This window comes from Spirosoma soli, assembly GCF_042684525.1.
Taxonomy (GTDB): Bacteria; Bacteroidota; Bacteroidia; order Cytophagales; family Spirosomataceae; genus Spirosoma; species Spirosoma soli.
In genome coordinates this window covers 210756-230074 of sequence record NZ_JBHULN010000009.1, presented here as the reverse complement: position 1 = coordinate 230074, position 19319 = coordinate 210756, and the positions used below count along the sequence as shown (strand labels likewise).

General features: G+C 50.5%; 21 protein-coding genes. 17 read left to right on the top strand and 4 right to left on the bottom strand.

What is annotated here, in order from left to right; genetic code table 11:
• Positions 1–50: 50 nt before the first annotated feature.
• Positions 51–1532, bottom strand: coding sequence for a capsule assembly Wzi family protein (locus ACFSUS_RS16330; RefSeq protein ID WP_381524373.1), 1482 nt, complete (start codon positions 1530–1532; stop codon positions 51–53).
• Between the two features lie 452 nt (positions 1533–1984).
• Here ACFSUS_RS16330 and ACFSUS_RS16325 point away from each other — a divergent pair, with 452 nt between their 5' ends.
• The 8 genes from ACFSUS_RS16325 to rplT all read left to right on the top strand — a co-directional run bounded on the left by ACFSUS_RS16325 (position 1985) and on the right by rplT (position 9188).
• Entirely contained in the window at positions 1985–2557 is a 573-nt protein-coding gene (locus ACFSUS_RS16325; RefSeq protein WP_381524371.1) for a DinB family protein, read from the top strand.
• Positions 2558–2631: 74 nt separating this feature from the next.
• Complete coding sequence (locus ACFSUS_RS16320; protein WP_381524459.1) at positions 2632–3057, top strand: EVE domain-containing protein; 426 nt, start codon at positions 2632–2634, stop codon at positions 3055–3057.
• 55 nt (positions 3058–3112) lie between these two features.
• A complete protein-coding gene (locus tag ACFSUS_RS16315) occupies positions 3113–4009 on the top strand; it encodes a class I SAM-dependent methyltransferase (RefSeq protein ID WP_381524369.1) in 897 nt (298 codons plus the stop codon).
• Positions 4010–4221: 212 nt separating this feature from the next.
• On the top strand, positions 4222–5391 hold the full coding sequence (locus ACFSUS_RS16310; RefSeq protein WP_381524457.1) for a tetratricopeptide repeat protein: 1170 nt from the start codon (positions 4222–4224) through the stop codon (positions 5389–5391).
• Between the two features lie 112 nt (positions 5392–5503).
• The gene (gene thrS / locus ACFSUS_RS16305; protein WP_381524367.1) at positions 5504–7447 is read left to right on the top strand and encodes a threonine--tRNA ligase; all 1944 of its coding nucleotides are present in this window, start codon (positions 5504–5506) and stop codon (positions 7445–7447) included.
• Between the two features lie 194 nt (positions 7448–7641).
• Positions 7642–8199, top strand: coding sequence for a translation initiation factor IF-3 (gene infC / locus ACFSUS_RS16300; RefSeq protein WP_381524366.1), 558 nt, complete (start codon positions 7642–7644; stop codon positions 8197–8199).
• A 342-nt stretch (positions 8200–8541) separates the two neighbouring features.
• A complete protein-coding gene (gene rpmI, locus ACFSUS_RS16295; protein WP_381524364.1) occupies positions 8542–8736 on the top strand; it encodes a 50S ribosomal protein L35 in 195 nt (64 codons plus the stop codon).
• 107 nt (positions 8737–8843) lie between these two features.
• Positions 8844–9188 (top strand): 50S ribosomal protein L20, encoded by a 345-nt coding sequence (rplT, locus tag ACFSUS_RS16290; RefSeq protein ID WP_381524361.1) that lies wholly within the window; start codon positions 8844–8846, stop codon positions 9186–9188.
• Between the two features lie 70 nt (positions 9189–9258).
• On the opposite strand, the gene ACFSUS_RS16285 is transcribed toward rplT, so the two are convergent.
• Positions 9259–9699, bottom strand: coding sequence for a nuclease A inhibitor family protein (locus ACFSUS_RS16285; RefSeq protein ID WP_381524359.1), 441 nt, complete (start codon positions 9697–9699; stop codon positions 9259–9261).
• A gap of 112 nt (positions 9700–9811) precedes the next feature.
• Between ACFSUS_RS16285 and ACFSUS_RS16280 the strand changes: the two genes are divergently transcribed.
• The 5 genes from ACFSUS_RS16280 to ACFSUS_RS16260 all read left to right on the top strand — a co-directional run bounded on the left by ACFSUS_RS16280 (position 9812) and on the right by ACFSUS_RS16260 (position 13814).
• Positions 9812–10261, top strand: coding sequence for a hypothetical protein (locus ACFSUS_RS16280; protein ID WP_381524357.1), 450 nt, complete (start codon positions 9812–9814; stop codon positions 10259–10261).
• Between the two features lie 267 nt (positions 10262–10528).
• A complete protein-coding gene (gene dnaK, locus ACFSUS_RS16275) occupies positions 10529–12454 on the top strand; it encodes a molecular chaperone DnaK (protein WP_381524355.1) in 1926 nt (641 codons plus the stop codon).
• Between the two features lie 88 nt (positions 12455–12542).
• Positions 12543–13106: a Crp/Fnr family transcriptional regulator gene (locus ACFSUS_RS16270; protein ID WP_381524353.1), complete on the top strand. Its 564-nt coding sequence runs from the start codon at positions 12543–12545 to the stop codon at positions 13104–13106.
• Positions 13107–13279: 173 nt separating this feature from the next.
• The gene (locus ACFSUS_RS16265) at positions 13280–13669 is read left to right on the top strand and encodes a RidA family protein (RefSeq protein WP_381524351.1); all 390 of its coding nucleotides are present in this window, start codon (positions 13280–13282) and stop codon (positions 13667–13669) included.
• Positions 13670–13679: 10 nt separating this feature from the next.
• Positions 13680–13814 (top strand): hypothetical protein, encoded by a 135-nt coding sequence (locus ACFSUS_RS16260; RefSeq protein ID WP_381524349.1) that lies wholly within the window; start codon positions 13680–13682, stop codon positions 13812–13814.
• Between the two features lie 111 nt (positions 13815–13925).
• Here ACFSUS_RS16260 and ACFSUS_RS16255 read toward each other — a convergent pair whose 3' ends face one another.
• Positions 13926–14222, bottom strand: a complete 297-nt coding sequence (locus tag ACFSUS_RS16255) for a DUF4926 domain-containing protein (RefSeq protein ID WP_381524348.1) — start codon at positions 14220–14222, stop codon at positions 13926–13928.
• Between the two features lie 199 nt (positions 14223–14421).
• On the opposite strand from ACFSUS_RS16255, the gene ACFSUS_RS16250 reads away from it, so the two are divergent.
• The 4 genes from ACFSUS_RS16250 (at position 14422) to ACFSUS_RS16235 (ending at position 17633) form a co-directional block, all read left to right on the top strand.
• Positions 14422–15750 carry a family 1 glycosylhydrolase gene (locus ACFSUS_RS16250; protein ID WP_381524346.1) on the top strand — a complete coding sequence of 443 codons (1329 nt, stop codon included), beginning with the start codon at positions 14422–14424 and terminating at the stop codon, positions 15748–15750.
• A 6-nt stretch (positions 15751–15756) separates the two neighbouring features.
• Positions 15757–16275 (top strand): SDR family NAD(P)-dependent oxidoreductase, encoded by a 519-nt coding sequence (locus ACFSUS_RS16245; RefSeq protein ID WP_381524345.1) that lies wholly within the window; start codon positions 15757–15759, stop codon positions 16273–16275.
• A gap of 19 nt (positions 16276–16294) precedes the next feature.
• On the top strand, positions 16295–16492 hold the full coding sequence (locus ACFSUS_RS16240) for an SDR family oxidoreductase (protein ID WP_381524344.1): 198 nt from the start codon (positions 16295–16297) through the stop codon (positions 16490–16492).
• Between the two features lie 94 nt (positions 16493–16586).
• Positions 16587–17633 (top strand): LacI family DNA-binding transcriptional regulator, encoded by a 1047-nt coding sequence (locus ACFSUS_RS16235; RefSeq protein WP_381524342.1) that lies wholly within the window; start codon positions 16587–16589, stop codon positions 17631–17633.
• Positions 17634–17681: 48 nt separating this feature from the next.
• Here ACFSUS_RS16235 and ACFSUS_RS16230 read toward each other — a convergent pair whose 3' ends face one another.
• Positions 17682–19298: a RagB/SusD family nutrient uptake outer membrane protein gene (locus ACFSUS_RS16230; protein WP_381524341.1), complete on the bottom strand. Its 1617-nt coding sequence runs from the start codon at positions 19296–19298 to the stop codon at positions 17682–17684.
• Between the last annotated feature and the right edge of the window lie 21 nt (positions 19299–19319).

Sequence of the window (19319 nt, the reverse complement as noted above, 5' to 3'; positions counted from 1 at the left end):
ATAAAAGTAAAGCTTAAATAAAAGGCCTTAAATAAGCTTAAATTAACCGATCAGCGCTTGCGACTTTGGCCTTGTTTACGAATGCCCAGGTAGAAGCCTACACTGTTATCATACAATTCGCCAAAGTCGGCAGCGACGCTGGCATTTGCCGACACGCCATTGAGGATGTAAAGGGGAGAGGAAACGGTCAGTACTGAAGAAAACTGACGTAGCGCGTAAGGAAATGGTTTTTCGTAGGTGCCCAAGTTCTCGCTGTAAGAGGCTTTCAATTGAAACCGAAAGAAATCAAGGAGCTGCCCCGAGAGGCCCAAATGCATGACGGATACCCGATTGTTGTTCGTAAAGCCATACTGGGGTAAATCACTTCGTCCATCGCCAGACGGGCTGATGAACGGTGTGCCGATCGTGAGGCCGTAGCGCGACCAGCCGTCCTGGTACTGAGAGTGATTAAAGTAATTATCACGACCTCGCTGGGCCAGGTCATCCGAAAAAACAGCGCCCCCCTGATTTTGGGTGTACAGATACTCCAGCACTACGTTCTGGATCTGAACGCCGTGCGGTTTCAGCGGGCGTCGATTGCGGATGCGTAATCCGTTGAGTCCATCACGGATATTGAGCAGGTAAAATAGTGACCCGTCTTCATAGATATTTTGTCGATAAGCAAAAATGGAAAAAGAAGGGGCAGTATATTCAAATCCCAGATCAACCGTTCCCAGGTGATTGCCGATGCGGTTTTCCCGGTCGAATAAGCTGACCCGATTCGTATCGACATCGGTACGGTTGCCTAAGCTGTTGCCCATCACCACATCCACATAATCTCGGAAGGTAGCCGGAAACTGGTTGTTTTTGATGAGTGAACCGGGGAGCCGTTCGGTTCCACCGCCCCACATTACCTGATGGTTGAAGCCTCCGTATAGTTTCAGCCGCCAGTTTGGCTTGCCAACGCGGACATAGAGTGCTTTCTGGTGAAGTAGGGTGTTCTTGACGAAACGATCCGATTCAAACCAACCGTGGGCGTAAAAGCCTTTAAAGCTAAACAGGCTCCGTTTGGGATAGAATTCAGGAATGGCTACCTGAAATTTGAGCATGGGTAGTGCGTTACCAGACACGGCAAAGGAACCCGACGACAGTGTTGAATCGACTAGCCCAACGAGTTCGCGTCGTCGGCCGCTCCAAATTTCAATAGCACCAAGCTTCACTTTAACGTACGCTTCGGGAATCAATACCTGATAGGAGTAACCGGCATTTAATACGGCCTCGGCCCGCCAGCCCCAGTCAACCCGTCGGTTCACGGCACGAAGACTATCCAGTTTAGTAACTGGGGCCTCGTGGTAGTCTACCCCCATAGCATGGCGTACCGTCATGATGGCATGCTCGCGCGGCACGATTCCATACTGATTGGCCCGGAGCCAGAAAGGGTTTTGCCCCGACGTGGAAAAATAACTGCCTACTTCAGATTGATACCGGAGTGGTTTAAGCGTCTGCCCAAAACAGCCGGGTATGACTAAGAGACAGAGAATCAGCAGGCGCATAACTGAATGATACGGTGTGTGTATTACTTAAGTCGTTGCATAGGCGCGTACGTCACATGTGCATTCGCCATAAGGGTGGCATAAATAGTGCATAAAATATGCCATTTTCTTCTTACGTATTGGCTGAATTAGTTACGAAATCGTTTGCGGGGATTTTTTCGGAAGACCGTCAATATTAACTTACCTTTGCCAGGAAACTCTATTTGCTCAACAGGCTGAAAGCAATGAACAAGGCCTGCTTTAATACGGTAGTCGGCTGATGGCGTAGCATGAGGCTGTTTGGTAGGTAGTTGATTCAGTAGCCCCGGCGGTATAAGGTCGTGAGCTAATTATATGTAACGCATGTTTCCTCTGACTATCAATGGTTTACTGGTAGTAACTCTGCAAGGTATAGTGGCATAGTATCGTTACTGCAACCAAGTAGGATTACGCTATTCACAGACGCATTTATTATGATTTCTAACGATGAACTAATACGCATCATTGACTTGCTCAACACTACCTACGAAAGTGAGGAAGCCTGGCACGGTCCCTCTGTTGTCGAAGCGTTGCGGGGTGTAACGCCCGATATGGCTGGTCGGCGGATTACGCCGAATACGCACAGCATTGCGGAGCTGGTTTTTCACATGACGAGCTGGCGCATTTTTTGCGTGAAGAAGATGCAGGGCGATGCGCAGTTCGATATTACCACACCCGAGAAAAATTTTGGAGCTCTCCCCGACAAGATCGACGATTTCGAGTGGGAAGCTCTCGAAATGGAATTGAGCCTGAGTCAGGAGGAGCTGATTAATGAACTCGACAAGCGCGATGATGACGAGTTTTTGGAAGATATTGTACCCGGACGCGACTACACCTACTATGACATGCTACACGGGATCATCAACCACGATCTGTACCATACCGGTCAGATTATGATCCTGAAGAAAGCGTTAACGTTTAAAGTGGCTGGTTCGCGCTACGAAGACGATGAAGACGAATATGGCTCGCCTTTCGGAGGCAACCAGGAACACGATGATTATTATTGATACCGTGTGAAAGTGCTTTGTAGCCGCGGAGTGCTTTTAGACTATGCTCATTCACTCTATCTTTTTTGACTCAGTTGAACTATTGGCTTGTTAAGTCTGAGCCCGACAAATACGGGTGGCACCACTTCGTTGAACAGGGACGCGCTATATGGGATGGCGTACGCAACTACCAGGCTCGTAATAACTTAAACGCTATGCGGGTTGGCGATCAGGTCTTATTTTACCATAGTGTAACAAACCCTGGGGTAGTTGGCCTGGCTAAAGTAGTCAAAGAAGCGTATCCCGATCCAACCGCAGCCAATGAGCTAAACGCACCCTCGACCCGCTGGGTTGTGGTGGAGTTAGAGCCGGTTCTCGCGTTACCAGCACCTGTTACGTTATCCCGGATTAAGGCCGAGCCGTTACTGGCCAATGTGGCACTTATTAAGCAATCGCGTTTGTCGGTCATGCCGATCCGACCCGATGAATTTGAAATGATCTTAAAATTAGGGCAAGATTAATCGTATTTTTGCCATCCGAAGCCTCTCCAACCGGGGAGGCTTCGGTATTTGCACTATGGCTGACATTCAACTTATTACTCCAGCGTCCTGGGACCAGTATGAACTTATCGACTCGGGTGATTTTCAGAAACTCGAGCGTTTCGGGGAGTATGTGCTGGCCCGGCCCGAACCACAGGCCATCTGGAATAAATCTCTGACAGATACGGAATGGGAGCGGCAGGCGCATGCCGTTTTTCGGCGCGACCGCCAATCGCCGGAGCGGGGTGACTGGCAAACAAGCCCTGATATGCGTGATCCCTGGTACGTGTCGTTTAAGCAAGCGGGGCTTAACCTGAAATTTAAGTTAGCCTTAACCAACTTCAAACATGTAGGGCTATTTCCTGAACAGGCGGATAACTGGGCGTACATCTATCGCAAAATCAAAGCTATAGCCTCAAACGTGCCACAACCCAGGGTGCTAAACCTGTTTGCCTATACAGGAGGGGCCTCGCTGGCTGCCCGACAGGCGGGAGCCGACGTAACCCACGTCGATGCCGTGAAGCCCGTGATTAGCTGGGCGCGCGAGAACATGGACCATAGCGAGTTAGACAACATTCGCTGGGTGGTTGAAGATGCCGTTAAGTTCGTTCGGCGTGAAGTGCGCCGGGGCAATCGTTACAATGGTATGATTCTGGACCCACCAGCCTACGGTCGTGGACCCGACGGGGAAAAATGGGTGCTTGAAGAGCAGTTAAACGACCTGCTTAAATCATGCGCTGATCTGCTCGATCGCGACGATTTCTTTTTCATTATCAACCTGTATTCACTGGGCTTTTCGTCGCTGATTCTGGAAAACCTCATCGGGCAAACCTTTGGGAAAGTACCAAACCCCGAATGGGGCGAATTATATATGGATGATGCGTCGCACAAGCGGTTACCATTAGGGGTATTCTATCGATTTGCATCGGTTTGAAAACGTATCTTTGCAGGCGTATGAAGGAGCGAAAGAGTGAAAGAACGAAAGAGCGAATCGGAGCGCCGAGGCATCATGAAAGAGTAAAAGAGCCAATAGTTGAAAGTGCAGTAAAGCAAACCAGTTCGCTCGTTCGCTCGTTCAATCCGATTTACTTGTTTACTCATTCACTCATTCACTCATTTGCTCTTTCACTCTTTGGTCTGTTTCTCCTGTCATGTGGCAGCGATAACCGGCAGACGGCTTACATTCCGGATTTTCCGAAGCCGGGTGATAGTAGTCGCACCAAAGGGGCCTTGCGAGCATTAACACGGGCCATCAACCAGTCATCGCCCTCGTCTGCTTATGCCAAACGGGCCGTTATATTGCTGACAATGGGCCGCGTAAACGAAGCGTTGGCTGATATTAACGAAGCCATTGATCGCAATGACAATGCCGGAGTGTATTATTTGACACGCGCTCAGATTCTACGGGTATTGCAACAGCCAGGCAAAGCGCTGGAAAATGCGCAACGGGCCGAAATACTGGGCGTCGATACCCCCGAGCTTTACACCTTACAAGGCGACTTGTTACAGCAGCAGAACGAGTTCGATAAAGCTCGGCTTTATGTAGCGAAAGCCCTTCAGATGGCTCCCTACGACGGCGAAGCGTATTATTTTAGTGGTTTAATGGCGGCTAAGCAAGGCGACACTGCCCGGGCATTGGCCCTCTATCAGCAATCGCTACGACTAAAACCCCGTTATCTGGAGACTTATAATCAGCTGGCCTCGGTATACCGAACCCTGGGCGATTTGAACTCCGCTATGGCCTACAATGGTCAGGCAATAAAGTACTTTCCCAATAATGCGAAGCTTTTCTTCGGTAAGGGTTTAATTTACCACGCCTGGGGACAACTCGATAGTGCTCTAGTGTATTACCAGCAAACCGTGAAGCTACAACCGACTTATTATCAGGCTTATTTTCAGACCGGGCTGATCAACCAGAAATTCCGGAATTATTACAGCGCCTTGGCTAATTATCAACGAGTGCAGCAACTCCGGCCGCAGTTTCCCCGCATTGATACGTATATCGGCTACTGTCATGAGCAAATGGGACAGTATGACGAAGCCATAGCCGCTTACACAAAAGCCACGCGACTAAATGTGGCTGACCGACAGGCCGCTGCTGGTTTGTGGCGATCGCAACGACGGCAATATTCGCAAAACTCATATAACTCTTTATTTTTGCCCAATACGTCTGATGAGCCGCTGAACCAGGCACGAAGCCGGGCTACGTTAGATACAACGCGTGTCCGGATTTCAACGATTCAGCCCAAGGCACGCGTCACCACCGGATCGAGTGACTCGCTTCGACGAACGGTTCGCCCCATTGGTAGTCAGTAACAGTATAAAACGAGTATAATAGGTATAATGAAAGCAAAATTTTGTTATACCAAAGAGTAAGTGGCTTGCAGTTGTAGGCAGGCCGCGGGTGCCCATATATAAACAAACAAACATGATTGCGCAGGACGAACAAATCCGCGTGACGCTGCCAGATGGGAGCGTACGGCAGTATCCCAAAGGAAGTACCGGGCTGGACATTGCCACCCAAATCAGCGAAGGCCTGGCGCGTAACGTGCTGGCCGCCAAAGTAAACGGCAAGGTACAGGATGCTACGTTGCCTATTCAGGAAGATGCCAATGTTCAGCTTCTGACCTGGAACGATGCTGAAGGTAAGGCTACGTTCTGGCACTCGTCAGCGCACTTACTGGCCGAAGCGCTCGAAGCGTTGTACCCAGGGGTGAAGTTTGGCATTGGACCGGCCGTTGAGACCGGGTTTTATTATGACGTTGACCTCAACGGACAGGCGTTCTCGCAGGAAGACTTCAAAAAGGTGGAAGACAAAATGCTGGAGTTGGCTCGCCAGAAACAGCCCTACGTCCGGAAGCCAATGAGCAAGGCCGATGCGGTCGCTTATTTTGACCAAAAAGGCGACCCGTATAAGCTCGACCTGCTGGAAGGCCTTGACGATGGTACGATTACCTTTTATACCCAGGGCGATTTTACGGACTTATGTCGGGGACCACATATCCCGAACACGGGTTTTATCAAAGCCGCCAAGATTATGAACGTAGCCGGTGCCTATTGGCGCGGCAACGAGAAAAATAAGCAGCTAACCCGGATTTACGCCGTTACGTATCCGAAGCAAAAAGAGCTCGACGATTACCTGTACTTGCTGGAGGAAGCTAAAAAGCGCGACCATCGCAAGCTCGGTAAAGAGCTGGAGCTGTTCGCGTTTTCGGAGCGGGTAGGGCAGGGGTTGCCATTGTGGCTACCCAAAGGTACGATGCTGCGGGAGCGGTTAGAAAACTTCCTGCGGAGGGCTCAGGTGCGGGCGGGCTACTCACCCGTGGTGACGCCCCATATCGGAAGCAAACAGCTCTACGTAACGTCGGGGCACTGGGAAAAATACGGCGAAGATTCGTTTCAGCCGATCAAGACGCCCGACCCGAACGAGGAGTTTCTGCTGAAGCCGATGAACTGTCCGCACCACTGCGAGATCTATAAAACCAAGCCCCGTTCGTACCGTGACCTGCCGTTGCGGCTGGCCGAATTTGGTACGGTGTATCGCTACGAGCAGTCGGGCGAGTTGCACGGCCTGACCCGGGTGCGTGGCTTTACGCAGGACGATGCGCATATCTTCTGCCGGCCTGATCAGGTGAAGGATGAGTTCATGAAGGTAATTGACCTGGTGCTGTACGTATTCAGGTCGCTTGGCTTTGAGGACTATAGCGCGCAGGTATCGCTTCGTGACCCCGAGAACAAAACCAAATACATTGGTTCGGATGATTTATGGGAAAAAGCTGAGTCGGCCATTGTTGAAGCTGCTGCCGAGAAAGGATTGCGTACAGTAACCGAGCTGGGCGAAGCCGCTTTCTACGGGCCAAAGCTCGACTTTATGGTTCGCGATGCTCTGGGCCGTAAATGGCAGTTAGGAACTATCCAGGTAGATTATAACCTGCCGAACCGCTTTGAGCTTGAATACATCGGGGCTGATAACCAGAAGCACCGCCCCGTGATGATTCACCGGGCTCCGTTTGGCTCCTTGGAGCGATTCATTGCTATTCTGATTGAAAACACCGGCGGTAATTTCCCGCTCTGGCTGTCCCCCGATCAGATTGCCATTTTACCCATTTCGGAGAAGTATGAAGACTACGCTAACGATCTGTTCTTTACCTTACAGGAAAATGACATTCGGGGCTTTGTGGACCTGCGCGACGAGAAGATTGGCCGTAAAATTAGGGATGCTGAAGTAAACAAGGTTCCTTACATGCTGGTTGTTGGCGAAAAAGAAGCCGCTGAAGGTAAGGTATCTGTTCGGCGCAAAGGGCAGGGCGACCTAGGGAGTATGTCCATCGACGAGTTTGTTCGGACGTTCCAGGCAGAGGTAAAAATCTAAAGGGGTAGTTCACGGTTTTTGGTTTATAGTAGGCTGACGCATCAGCACTAGTCGAGCGTCAGCCTGTTGTAAACCAAAAACCGTAAACCAATTTCAAACTTGCACGGAATCAGTATTTTCGATAGTTTCCCGAACTTTTTAACAACCGGTACGTTATCCAAGCGATCAAAAGTTAGTTACACTAAACACAATCTATGGCATTACCCCAACGCAGACCACCCCGTCGCGTGGTTGAAGAACCCTACAAAGTCAATGAGCGCATCCTGGCCCGCGAAGTGCGGGTGGTCGGTGAAAATGTAGAGCAGGGAATCTACGACATAAATAAGGCGCAGGCGATGGCTAAAGCGCAAAACCTCGATCTCGTAGAGGTGTCGCCCAACGCTGTACCGCCCGTCTGCCGTATCGTCGACTACTCCAAGTTTAAATACGAGCAGAAGAAAAAGCAGAAAGAGATCAAGGCGAACGCTACCAAAGTTGTTATTAAAGAAATTCGCTTCGGACCCAACACCGACGACCACGACTTTGAGTTTAAGCTTAAGCACGCCATTAACTTCCTTAAAGAAGGGGCAAAGGTGAAAGCCTACGTTCAGTTCGTAGGACGGGCCATCGTCTTTAAAGACCGGGGGTTCCAACTATTGGAGCGATTCTCGAAGGGGTTGGAAGATTACGGTAAAGTTGAAGCTGAACCTAAGCTTGAAGGCAAGCGAATGAGTATGTTCCTGTCGCCTAAAGTCGCTACTCCTAAAAAGTAACATCATCTCAGCGATCAGACTCAGATGTTCTGTTCGTACGATACCCTATAAAAGCAAGCGGTGGTCGGTTTAATTAAACCGACCACCGCTTGCTTTTATATAATTGCCATAAGTCCAGACGTCATTATCGCTTAACGGGCACTCAGGATTACCATGTTTGCTTAAAAGCCACTATCACACAAACGCTAAAGACGTATATCCGGGGCTGCTGTGTAAGGGAATTGATATGCATCTCTTAAAAAGTCTTCGTTGAATTGATACGGATTCACGGCCGATGATTAACAGTTTTTTCGTATCTTTGCGGCCTGTTTACTTAATTTTCCACGAAAGCGGGTTACGATAATGCCAAAAGTAAAAACAAACTCGGCCGCCAAGAAGCGTTTCAAGCTGACGGGTACCGGAAAAATCAAGCGGAAGCACGCCTTCCACAGTCATATTCTGACGAAAAAGACAACCAAGCAGAAGCGCAATCTAGTGCACGATACGCTGGTTAATGGTTCTGACGAGCGTCGCATTAAAGCGTTGCTGAACGTCTAAGGACAAAGAAAAGACGCGGTTGCGTCTTGGTTTCACGTTTCACCCGATTACTGGCAGTAAAGTACCCGTAAAACGGTCGCCAGTCGTCAAAAAACATCTTATAAACAATGCCACGTTCCGTCAATCACGTTGCCTCACGGGCGCGTCGGAAAAAAGTAATGAAGCTGGCCAAAGGCTATTTCGGTCGGCGTAAAAATGTTTGGACGGTCGCTAAGAACGCCGTCGAAAAAGGCTTAGGGTACGCGTATCGCGACCGTCGGGCCAAGAAGCGGGACTTCCGGGGTCTTTGGATCCAACGGATCAACGCAGGGGCCCGGATCAACGGCATGTCGTACTCGGCTCTGATGGGTGCTCTGAATAAATCAGGCATCGAACTTAACCGCAAAGTACTGGCTGATCTGGCCATGAACCACCCGGAAGCATTTGCCGCCGTTGTGGGACAAGTAAAGTAAACAGACTTGAATAAGAAACGCCCTGGTGATGAGCCAGGGCGTTTTTATTTTGTTAGTCCTCAGCAGTGTACTACGTCTGCACAATCTTCGTCTTGAGACCCACTCGTTCGCCGTCGGCTTGCCGGCCCAGAACATACACGTCTATTTCGGACTCGCCGACGTAAAAGACCTGTCGTGCCGTTAACTCTTTTTCGAATAGCTGTTTCAGGTGTTGAAATTTCGCCGTACGCTCTTTTTCTTCCTCGCCATACCACTCTTCCTCTGTGATTACTGGGGCCCAGAACTCCGTTTCCGGTCTTTCTTCAACGTACACTTTGGGGGGCAACATCTGCCAGTCTTTGATCTGGCTGACGGTTAAAGGTTCGGCTTGTTTCAGGTAGCAGGTCACTGCTTCAACCGGTTCATCGGACTCACTGGGGTAAAACAAATCAGTAAGTAGCGGAGTTAGTTTGTCGCTGAACGAGACTTTTTCGGAGGGGGGATCGCTATGGGGAAGTTCTTCGTTTGGCATGCGCACAAGAGATTTGCGACAAAGTAACGAATTAATCGATTTAGAGCCGGTGATAAACCTATTCTAAGTTGGGGCAACTACAAACGGCTAAACCAGTATAACCGCTACAATCATGTTTGAGACCTTAATGAATTTAGTACAGCAGAACGCTGGCCAGTCGGTCATCAATAACCCGGCAATTCCGAATGATCAGAACGACAACGTCATGCAAACCGTTACGAGCAGCATCATGAATGGACTGGGGCAACAGGCGCAGGGTGGAGGTCTGGGCAGTTTGCTGGGGATGGTCACCGGCCAGGGAGGAAGCGTCGAAAGTCATCCCACTACGCAGGGGGTTCAGCAGCATGTTCAGCAGGATCTGATGAGCAAGCTTGGGATTTCGCCCCAGGTGGCCATGTCGGTAGCGAGTACGCTGGTGCCTATTGTACTCAGTAAATTGATGCACAAAGCTAACGATCCCAACGATTCGAGTGTAGACGCTGGTAGTTTGATGAGTTCGCTTGGTGGCGGTCAGGCCGGTGGTCTTGGTGGCATGCTGGGCGGTCTGTTCGGCGGTCGATAAGTAAAGAACGTTACCAGTACGCAGTTAGTGAGGCACCCGTTGGACGTCGTTCAGCGGGTGTTTTGTTATTATCATGTATAGTCTGACAACTACGGCACACCACGCCTACCCATAAACGTCAATATGGCCCATCCGCTAATCTTAGTCTGCCAATCTGACAGCAAACCAAACAAATTCTCCGGCTGGCATTTCTATTGATAGATAGGTGATGTCTGTCAGTTAACAACCGCTGCAACAAGAAGCTAAACCACTATTGAATTAGGCATTATGGGAAAGATTATTGGTATTGACTTAGGAACCACGAACTCGTGCGTGGCCGTCATGGAAGGTAACGAGCCGGTCGTTATCCCAAACAGTGAAGGTGCCCGGACGACACCATCGGTCGTGGCATTCATGGATAACGGTAACGGTGAACGTAAAGTAGGGGCTCCGGCCAAACGTCAGGCCATCACCAACCCGAAAAACACGATTTCTTCGATCAAGCGTTTCATGGGTAAGCGCTACAGCGAAGTTACGAACGAAACAAAAAACGTTGCCTACGACGTAGAGAACGGCCCTAACGCTACTCCTCGCGTTCGTATCGGCGATCGTCAATATACACCACAGGAGATTTCGGCTCTGATTCTGCAAAAGATGAAACAGACCGCCGAAGATTACCTGGGTCAAACAGTAACGGAAGCCGTCATTACGGTTCCGGCTTACTTTAACGATGCTGAGCGTCAGGCCACCAAAGAAGCCGGTCAGATTGCCGGTCTCGACGTAAAACGAATCATCAACGAACCAACCGCAGCCGCGCTGGCCTATGGCCTGGACAAAACCGACAAGGACCAGAAGATTGCCGTATTCGACTTAGGTGGCGGTACGTTTGATATTTCGATTCTGGAACTCGGCGATGGCGTATTTGAAGTAAAATCAACCGATGGTGATACCCACCTGGGTGGTGACGACTTTGACCAGGTCATTATTGACTGGCTCGCCGACGAATTCAAGAAAGACGAAGCCATCGATCTGCGTCAGGACCCGATGGCCCTGCAACGCCTGAAAGAAGCGGCTGAGAAGGCTAAAGTTGAACTGTCGAGCTCAAACTCAACAGAAATTAACCTGCCGTACATCATGCCGGTGAACGGTATCCCTAAGCACTTGGTACGTACCCTGAGCCGGGCGAAGTTTGAGCAACTGGCTGATTCGCTGATTCAGCGTAGCCTGGAGCCATGCCGTCGTGCCCTCAAAAATGCAGGTCTATCGGCCAACCAAATCGATGAAGTGATTCTGGTGGGTGGTTCGACCCGGATTCCGAAAGTGCAGGATGAAGTAGAGAAATTGTTTGGCCGTAAGCCATCGAAAGCCGTTAACCCCGATGAAGCCGTAGCGATTGGTGCTGCCATTCAGGGTGGTGTCTTAACGGGTGAGGTGAAAGACGTCTTGCTGCTCGACGTTATCCCGCTGTCGCTGGGGATTGAAACGATGGGCGGTGTCTTCACCAAGATGGTAGAAGCTAACACAACCATCCCAAGCAAGAAAGTAGAGGTATTCTCGACCGCTTCGGACAACCAGCCGAGCGTAGAGATCAACATTCTGCAGGGGGAGCGGCCCATGGCGCAGCAAAACCGTCAGCTAGGCCGGTTTATCCTGTCGGATATTCCACCAGCACCACGGGGTGTACCTCAAATTGAAGTAACCTTCGACGTGGATGCCAATGGTATCCTGAACGTAACGGCGAAAGACAAAGGCACCGGTAAAGAGCAGAAGATTCGGATTGAAGCGTCAAGCGGCTTGACCGACGCTGAGATCAACCGGATGCGCGAAGAAGCTAAAGCGAACGAAGCCGCCGATAAAGAAGAGCGTGAGAAAATTGAGAAGGTGAACGCGGCCGACTCGATGATCTTCCAGACCGAGAAGCAGTTGAAGGACTACGGCGATAAACTGTCTGCTGGCAATAAAACCGCCATCGAAGACGCCCTCGGCCAACTTCGCACCGCCCACGGTTCCCGCGACGTAGCGGCTATCGACGCAGCGCTGGAGAAGCTCAACGCAGCCTGGACTACGGCTTCGACCGAAATGTATAACGCTACGAACGGTGCAGGTGCCAACCCAACGGACGGCGCTGGTTTCGACGGTGGCAACACCAACCCAAATCAGGGTCAGCCAACCGGGGATAACGTATCGGACGTGCCTTACGAAGAAGTGAAGTAATCGTTTAGATTTTATAATTTATAGAGCCCCTGCTGGTAACGGCGGGGGCTTTTTGTTTGTATTTTCCAGACAAATATTTGCCAAGAGCATGCAGGAACTACTGAGGGAACATATCGAAAAAAGAGTACCGCTAACGGATGATGAGTTTGGGTTTGTGCTTGATCACTTCACGGTGAAACGGTTTACGAAACACCAGTTTCTCATTCAGGAAGGCGAACCCGTGCGCTTCGCTTATTTTGTCGTTTCAGGACTTTTAAGGCTGGTCTACACTGATGAATCGGGTAAGCAGCACATTGTCTCATTTGCCATGGAAGACTGGTGGGAATGCGACTTTGGGGCCTATTTCACCCAGACCGAAGCGACCATGTCAGTAGACTGCCTGGAAGATACGGTGGTGTTCTGCCTGTCGCTGGAAAACTACCAAACGCTATGCGCCAGCCTCCCGAAGTTTGAACGCTTCTTTCTTCAATTGGTCATTGCTGGTTCGATTGCGGCCCAGCGACGCATCTTGTCGTTGCTGACAACCCAGGCCAGGGAGCGGTACGAACAACTGCTCAAACAATATCCTTCCTTAGTTCAGCGGGTGCCTAAAACCATGCTGGCTTCCTATTTAGGTGTGTCGCGCGAAACCCTGAGTCGGCTTACTGCATAGTGTGACCTACATCACTCGATAATTGTGCTACAGGTCACGGTCAAATCATGGGTTGCTTCCCAACTTTGCCCTGTAAAAATTCACGCGGCAGGCGTGGAAGTGTAGCCGCAATTTTATCCATAACACGCCTGACCACGGTGCCTGCATGGGCATAGACTAAACAAGCTAAACAGATGGAAAAACGAATCATCAATCCCTGGCAATGGCAAGATCAGCTTAGTTATGTGCAAGCTGTAGAAGTAAAACAGCCAGTCGGCACGCTCTATGTTTCGGGCCAAGCCGCCGTACACGCGGATGGGCAATCCAGTACCGACGACATGAAAACCCAATTACTTCTCGCGATCCAGAACTTAGAACAAGTTATCAGCGAGGCTGGGTACGAATGCCGGAATATTGTGCGGCTAACGATCTACACCACGTCTCATGACGAGTTTTGGCCCAACTTTCCTATTTTCCAAAATTGGATAACCAAGCATGGTATAAAGCAAGCCACTACATTAATGGAGGTAAAAAGTTTAACCGAAACCTTAAAAGTTGAATTGGAAGCTACCGTTGTCAAATAAGCACTCAAGGATGTACAACGCTACAAACGGCGCAGGTGCCAACCCAACGGATGGCGCTGGTTTCGACGGTGGTAATGCAAACCCAGGTCAGGGTCAGCCAACCAGCGATAACGTTTCGGACGTGCCGTATGAAGAAGTGAAGTAATAAGTAATTTGGATTTTGATATATTTAGCCCCGCTGAGGTTTCTTAGCGGGGCTTTTACTTTATTACTTTAATAGATACTATAGTTATGAATTCAAACGATAATAATCCCGCTATGCGTTATGAAGAATTGGCAAGAGAAGTATTAGGAGCTGATGCAAAATGGGGTGATCCTTATTGTAATGATTTGAGAAGGGCTGAGTCGCCAGTTCATGCCATAATTTCAAGAGATATTTCGCTTCAACGGCGCAGGTGGTTAAGGTACGGCCTTTGGCGTCTGCGAACTCAACTTCATACATGTCGTCGGTTAGTTCTTCGACAATTGTGCCAACCTGACCAATGCTCACTTTCTCGTCAGGTGTCTCGGCTAGCAGGGCCACAACGTACAATAAGTGAAGTCTGTCGGTCAAAGGTTTAGCCTTCAGTACTATAAAAACTGGTTAAGCGAGGTGTTTCTTGCTAGTGCGGATCAAAATTAAAACTCCCTTAACATTTCTTCTGTACCCTATGACACCCTAAACAAACCGTTGAAGCACGAAGTTACTTCCCGAGTAGTCTATAAAGTAAATGGCGCTGATTGGCTGCCTGTTACAGATAGACGCTCCGTTTGTGAACACATCAATGGTTCCTCAGTTTCTCTTCGCTACCGGTATCGAAAACAGCAACCCCACGATTCAGGGCGGCAAAATTCGACAGGATGAGCTGGCCAAATGCGGCCATTACCAGCATTGGCGCCAGGATTTTGACCTTGTGGAAGAGTTAGGTATCCGGTTCCTGCGCTATGGGCCGCCGATTCACACTACGTTTCTGGGGCAGCAACAGTACGACTGGTCCTTTGCCGACGAGACCTTTGGGCATCTACGACAACGCGATATTATTCCCATCGTAGACCTGTGCCATTTTGGTGTGCCTGACTGGATCGGCAACTTTCAAAACTCAGATTTTCCGGTTCTCTTTGCCGAATACGCCCAGGCGTTTGCTCAGCGCTTTCCGTGGGTTCAGCTCTACACGCCCATCAACGAGATGTACATCTGCGCCGAGTTTTCGGCGCTCCATGGCTGGTGGAATGAGCAACTTGCCAACGATACGGCGTTTGTGACTGCGCTCAAGCACATTGTAAAAGCCAATGTACTGGCCATGAATGCGGTTCTGGGCGTAAGAGCCGACGCCATTTTTATTCAGAGCGAATCGTCAGAATACTTTCACGCCGAGAACCCGGCGGCTATCAAACCGGCCGAATTATTGAATGCCAAGCGGTTTCTGTCATTAGACCTGAACTACGGGCGTCGAGTCGATTCGGAGATGTACGAATACCTGATGGACAACGGCATGACCCGCGACGAGTACCATTTTTTTCTGGGGCAGGATCTTAAGCAGTACTGCATCATGGGCAACGATTACTATCAGACTAACGAGCATCGGGTATCGGCCGATGGGAGTACGCGGGCGTCGGGGGAGGTCTTCGGCTATCACGTTATCACAACGCAGTACCACGACCGTTACCGACTGCCGGTTATGCATACCGAAACTAATTTGTGGCAGGGACCTAACGGAGACGAAGCCGTCAACTGGCTCTGGAAAGAGTGGGCCAATGTACTGCGGGTACGTAATGACGGGGTGCCCATCATCGGGTTTACCTGGTATTCGTTGACCGATCAGGTGGATTGGGATACGGCTTTGCGGGAAAACAACGGTACTGTTAACCCTCTTGGCTTATACGACCTCAATCGGCAGATCCGACCAGTCGGGCAAGCGTATAAACAGCTTATCAAAGACTGGCAGCAGGTGTTGCCAGCGCATAGCGTTTGTTTGCAGGTTCCCATTGTTATGCCCAGCGAGAGTAATGAATCCTGGGCGCATAAAAAACAGAATGATGCCAAAGCGGCCCGTCAGTATGGCGGCAGCCGGGCATCTCGAACGAATCCATCTAACGCGTAAAGCAACATGCGATTTCAGGATAAAGTAGCTATTGTGACGGGTGGGGCTAGTGGGATTGGGCTGGCAGTGGCCAAGCGGCTGGGGTCGGAAGGGGCCCGGCTTGTGCTGGCCGATCTAAACCAGGATTATCTCGACAAAGCGCTGCCTGACGTAAAAGCGGCTGGTGCTCCCGATGTGTGGACCAACGTCTGCAATGTGGCCATAGAAGCTCAAGTAGAAGCGACCGTGAAAGGAACGCTGGACCGCTTCGGGCGTCTGGATGTGGTTGTGAACAATGCCGGACTAATGGAGTTCAAGGCGTTAGAAGAATTGACCGGCGACGACTGGCTACGCGTTCTCAACGTAGACCTGCTCGGCACTTTTTACTTTACTAAGCAGGCCTTTCTGTGCATGAAGCCCGGCGGGAGCATTGTTAACGTATCCAGCATACATGCCGTTGAAACCGAACCACTTGTGGCGCCCTATGCCGCGGCCAAAGCCGCTGTGTTGTCGCTCACACGATCATCGGCACTGGAAGGTAACTAAAGGTATTCGTATTAACGCCGTGCTTCCTGGAGCTATTGATACCCCAATGTTGTGGGATAATCCCAATGTTAAATCTGGAGTCGAAAAGATTGAGCGTTCGGATGTTGGCAAACCCGAGGATGTAGCCGCAACCATCGCGTACCTGGCGTCCGACGAGGCTGCATTTGTACAAGGGACCGAGGTGCGCGTCGATGGGGGGCGGCTGGCTCAACTCTGAATAACCAAAGTACCGGAATGAGGCACTCATATCGATATGTCTCCGGCTTTTGCTAGCTTGGCAGGATTTTACTACCATTTACATCGAGGAGTTGATGCACGCCAACCGCCCCATAACCATCAAAGACATCGCCCGAAAGTTTAAATGCTCGCCGTCGACGGTTTCCAGGGCTTTAAATGACCACTACTCGATTAATGAAGACACCCGTAAGAATATCCAGGAATACGCCAAAAAAGTAGGATACCAGCGTAATTCGGTATCGCTAAGTTTGTTGAACAAAAAGACGGACTCACTCGGGATTGTGGTGCCTACGATCGGTAACTACCACGAATCATCAATCATCGACGGGTTGTACTCGGTACTACAGCCACAGGGGTATATCCTTAATATCTGCGCTACCAATGAGAGCTTTTTGCTGGAGGCCGAATACATTTCTAAACTGTTGGCTAACCGGGTCGAATGCATCTTTTTATCAGTCTCGCAGGAAACCTACGATGCTGGTCATAATGAGCATCTGGAAACCATTATCCAGCGGGGCGTACCGCTAATTTTCATTGATCGGGAATACGAGGGGTTTACGGCTAGCCGGGTGACGGTTGATGACTATCATGGCGCCTATGCGGTTGTCGAGCACCTGATCAATATGGGCTGTAAACGAATCGCCCATTTAAAAGGCCCTAATGCACTGACCGTATCCGAGCAGCGGTTTGCGGGTTATCTTGACTGCCTGAGACGTCACAATCTGCCCATTCGCGAAGAGTTGATCATTAATACCAATTTTAAGGTGGATAGCGCCATTTTGCCGACCAAGCACTTGCTGGAGTTAGCCTCTCCTCCCGATGCTATCTTTGGGGTAAATGACCAGGTCGCCATCGGAGCCATGCGGGTCGTGAAGGATAAGGGCCTGAACGTTCCGCACGACGTCTCCGTGGTAGGGTTTGATAACTCGCCCATCTCGGCGTATACATATCCTTCTCTGACGACCGTCTCGCGTCCTGGCCGCGAAATTGGCATTGAGGCTTCGCGACTATTTTTAAGTCATCTGACGGCCCTTGCCGAGTCGCCAATAGAAGCCATCCGACTGCCCTCTAACCTGATTATTCGGGAATCTTCCCTGCGTATGATGAAACAAAGCCCTTAAGCAGTCTGCTTAAGGGCTTGATGATTGTCGTATGAAAAGCAGAAAGAATTAATAGCCCGGATTCTGCGTAAGGGCGGGGTTAAGCGTAAAGGCGGTGGTGGGTATTGGGAAGATCCGGCGGTTAACGTCAGTATCCGTCTTAAAGCCCCATTTGCCTTCGTACTTACCGAACCGGATCATGTCATTCCGGTGCCAGGCTTCCCAGGCAAATTCCCGCGTGCGTTCGGCGTAGATATCGTCCAACGTAACCGCTGTTAGGGCCGGGCTTGTGGTCCGATTGGCCCGAACTTGGTTCACCAGCGAAACGGCCGTCTGGCCCCCTGTGGGCGTTCCCCCGCGCAGTATGGCTTCGGCTTTCATGAGAATAATGTCGGAATACCGGAACATGGGCACATCGTTGTTTTGATTGCGGGAAGTCGAAGAGGCATCCGGGTAAAACTTGATGTTCCGGTAGCCCATGTTCCAGGCAATCTCATCATTACCACAGTCGAACGCGGCTTCACTTTGGCGCAGCGTTATGGTGGGCGTCAGGTTGACCTGGTAGGTGTAGGGCGCATTACCGTCCGCTCCAGTGTACGTCTGATCGTACCCTTTTTTGGTGGTGGTTACGGTTAATGGGGTAACCCCATCGTTCATAAACTGAAGGCCGGTGAGCCACTGTTTATTCCGTACATCGTTTGGGTCGTTGAAGCTGGCGTAGAACTCAGGCAGGGTGCTTTCGGGAGCACTAGGCGTAAACGGCAGGTTAAACTTCTTGGTGGCGGAGCGGGGCACGTCGTAGCGGGCGTGGTACATCATGCCGTTCGTGCCCGGCATGGGCCCTGCGCTGGGATCGTACGGGATGGCAAAAATAAACTCCTTCATCTGCGGCCCGTTGTTGGGGTAAAACATCTGAAGGTAGGTTTCTTTCGGCTCCAGCGCGTATAATCCCGAGCTGATCACGCTATCGCAGGCCACGATGCAGTCCGTATAGCGGGGCGTACCGGTATAATACTCGGCATTCAGGTACATCTTGGCCAGCAGCGAAAAGGCGGTGTATTTGTTTGCCCGACCGTAGGTTGTCTGGCCCGATGCCTTACTCAGGTAGGGGAGAGCCCGCTTCACTTCGGTTTCAATAAATTCGAAAATCTGCTTGCGTGGTAAGTTCGGATGCGGGGAGAAGTCACCGTAAGCGGTATCAATCGGGACCCTGCCATACAAATCCATCATCATGAAATACGACAAGGCACGAACCATTTTCAACTCCGCCAGATTTGTCTGTTTCGAGGCCCCGGCGGGTACCGTCTGATCCAGGATTGACAAGGCCTGATTGGTAGTACCGATGACGGTCGAGAGCCAGGTCCAGCAGCTGTTTGTCCAGCCGTGATCTTTGGTCCACGAATGGTAATGAAGCATTCGGTAGTTCTGGTTATCGAACCAGTTACCGCCCCGGGCGGGCAGAATCGCTTCGTCTGTACTGAGTGACTGCATGAACCAGTAGTCCAGCGAGAACGCGCCCCGCAGGGCCGCATAGGGTGGTCCCGATGCCTGAATAAACTGCGCTGAGTTCTGGGGAAAAATGTCGGGGGTCAATTGGGTGGTTACGGGTACGTCTATGTCGTGACAGGCCACCATAACAAAGAGGCTAAGCGTCAGGAAAGCACCGCATATTCTGTTTTTTTTCATGAATGTAAGCTCGCTGTCAGG

Bases quoted from the DNA above. Each gene is read 5' to 3' on its own strand.
- ACFSUS_RS16270 (WP_381524353.1), top strand. From the start codon at position 12,543: ATGCAGGAACTACTGAGGGAACATATCGAAAAAAGAGTACCGCTAACG.
- ACFSUS_RS16235 (WP_381524342.1), top strand. From the start codon at position 16,587: ATGCACGCCAACCGCCCCATAACCATCAAAGACATCGCCCGAAAGTTT.
- ACFSUS_RS16285 (WP_381524359.1), bottom strand. From the start codon at position 9,699: ATGCCAAACGAAGAACTTCCCCATAGCGATCCCCCCTCCGAAAAAGTC.
- ACFSUS_RS16230 (WP_381524341.1), bottom strand. From the start codon at position 19,298: ATGAAAAAAAACAGAATATGCGGTGCTTTCCTGACGCTTAGCCTCTTT.
- rplT (WP_381524361.1), top strand. From the start codon at position 8,844: ATGCCACGTTCCGTCAATCACGTTGCCTCACGGGCGCGTCGGAAAAAA.
- dnaK (WP_381524355.1), top strand. From the start codon at position 10,529: ATGGGAAAGATTATTGGTATTGACTTAGGAACCACGAACTCGTGCGTG.
- ACFSUS_RS16265 (WP_381524351.1), top strand. From the start codon at position 13,280: ATGGAAAAACGAATCATCAATCCCTGGCAATGGCAAGATCAGCTTAGT.
- infC (WP_381524366.1), top strand. From the start codon at position 7,642: ATGGCATTACCCCAACGCAGACCACCCCGTCGCGTGGTTGAAGAACCC.
- ACFSUS_RS16330 (WP_381524373.1), bottom strand. From the start codon at position 1,532: ATGCGCCTGCTGATTCTCTGTCTCTTAGTCATACCCGGCTGTTTTGGG.
- ACFSUS_RS16260 (WP_381524349.1), top strand. From the start codon at position 13,680: ATGTACAACGCTACAAACGGCGCAGGTGCCAACCCAACGGATGGCGCT.
- ACFSUS_RS16315 (WP_381524369.1), top strand. From the start codon at position 3,113: ATGGCTGACATTCAACTTATTACTCCAGCGTCCTGGGACCAGTATGAA.
- ACFSUS_RS16325 (WP_381524371.1), top strand. From the start codon at position 1,985: ATGATTTCTAACGATGAACTAATACGCATCATTGACTTGCTCAACACT.
- ACFSUS_RS16245 (WP_381524345.1), top strand. From the start codon at position 15,757: ATGCGATTTCAGGATAAAGTAGCTATTGTGACGGGTGGGGCTAGTGGG.
- rpmI (WP_381524364.1), top strand. From the start codon at position 8,542: ATGCCAAAAGTAAAAACAAACTCGGCCGCCAAGAAGCGTTTCAAGCTG.
- thrS (WP_381524367.1), top strand. From the start codon at position 5,504: ATGATTGCGCAGGACGAACAAATCCGCGTGACGCTGCCAGATGGGAGC.
- ACFSUS_RS16280 (WP_381524357.1), top strand. From the start codon at position 9,812: ATGTTTGAGACCTTAATGAATTTAGTACAGCAGAACGCTGGCCAGTCG.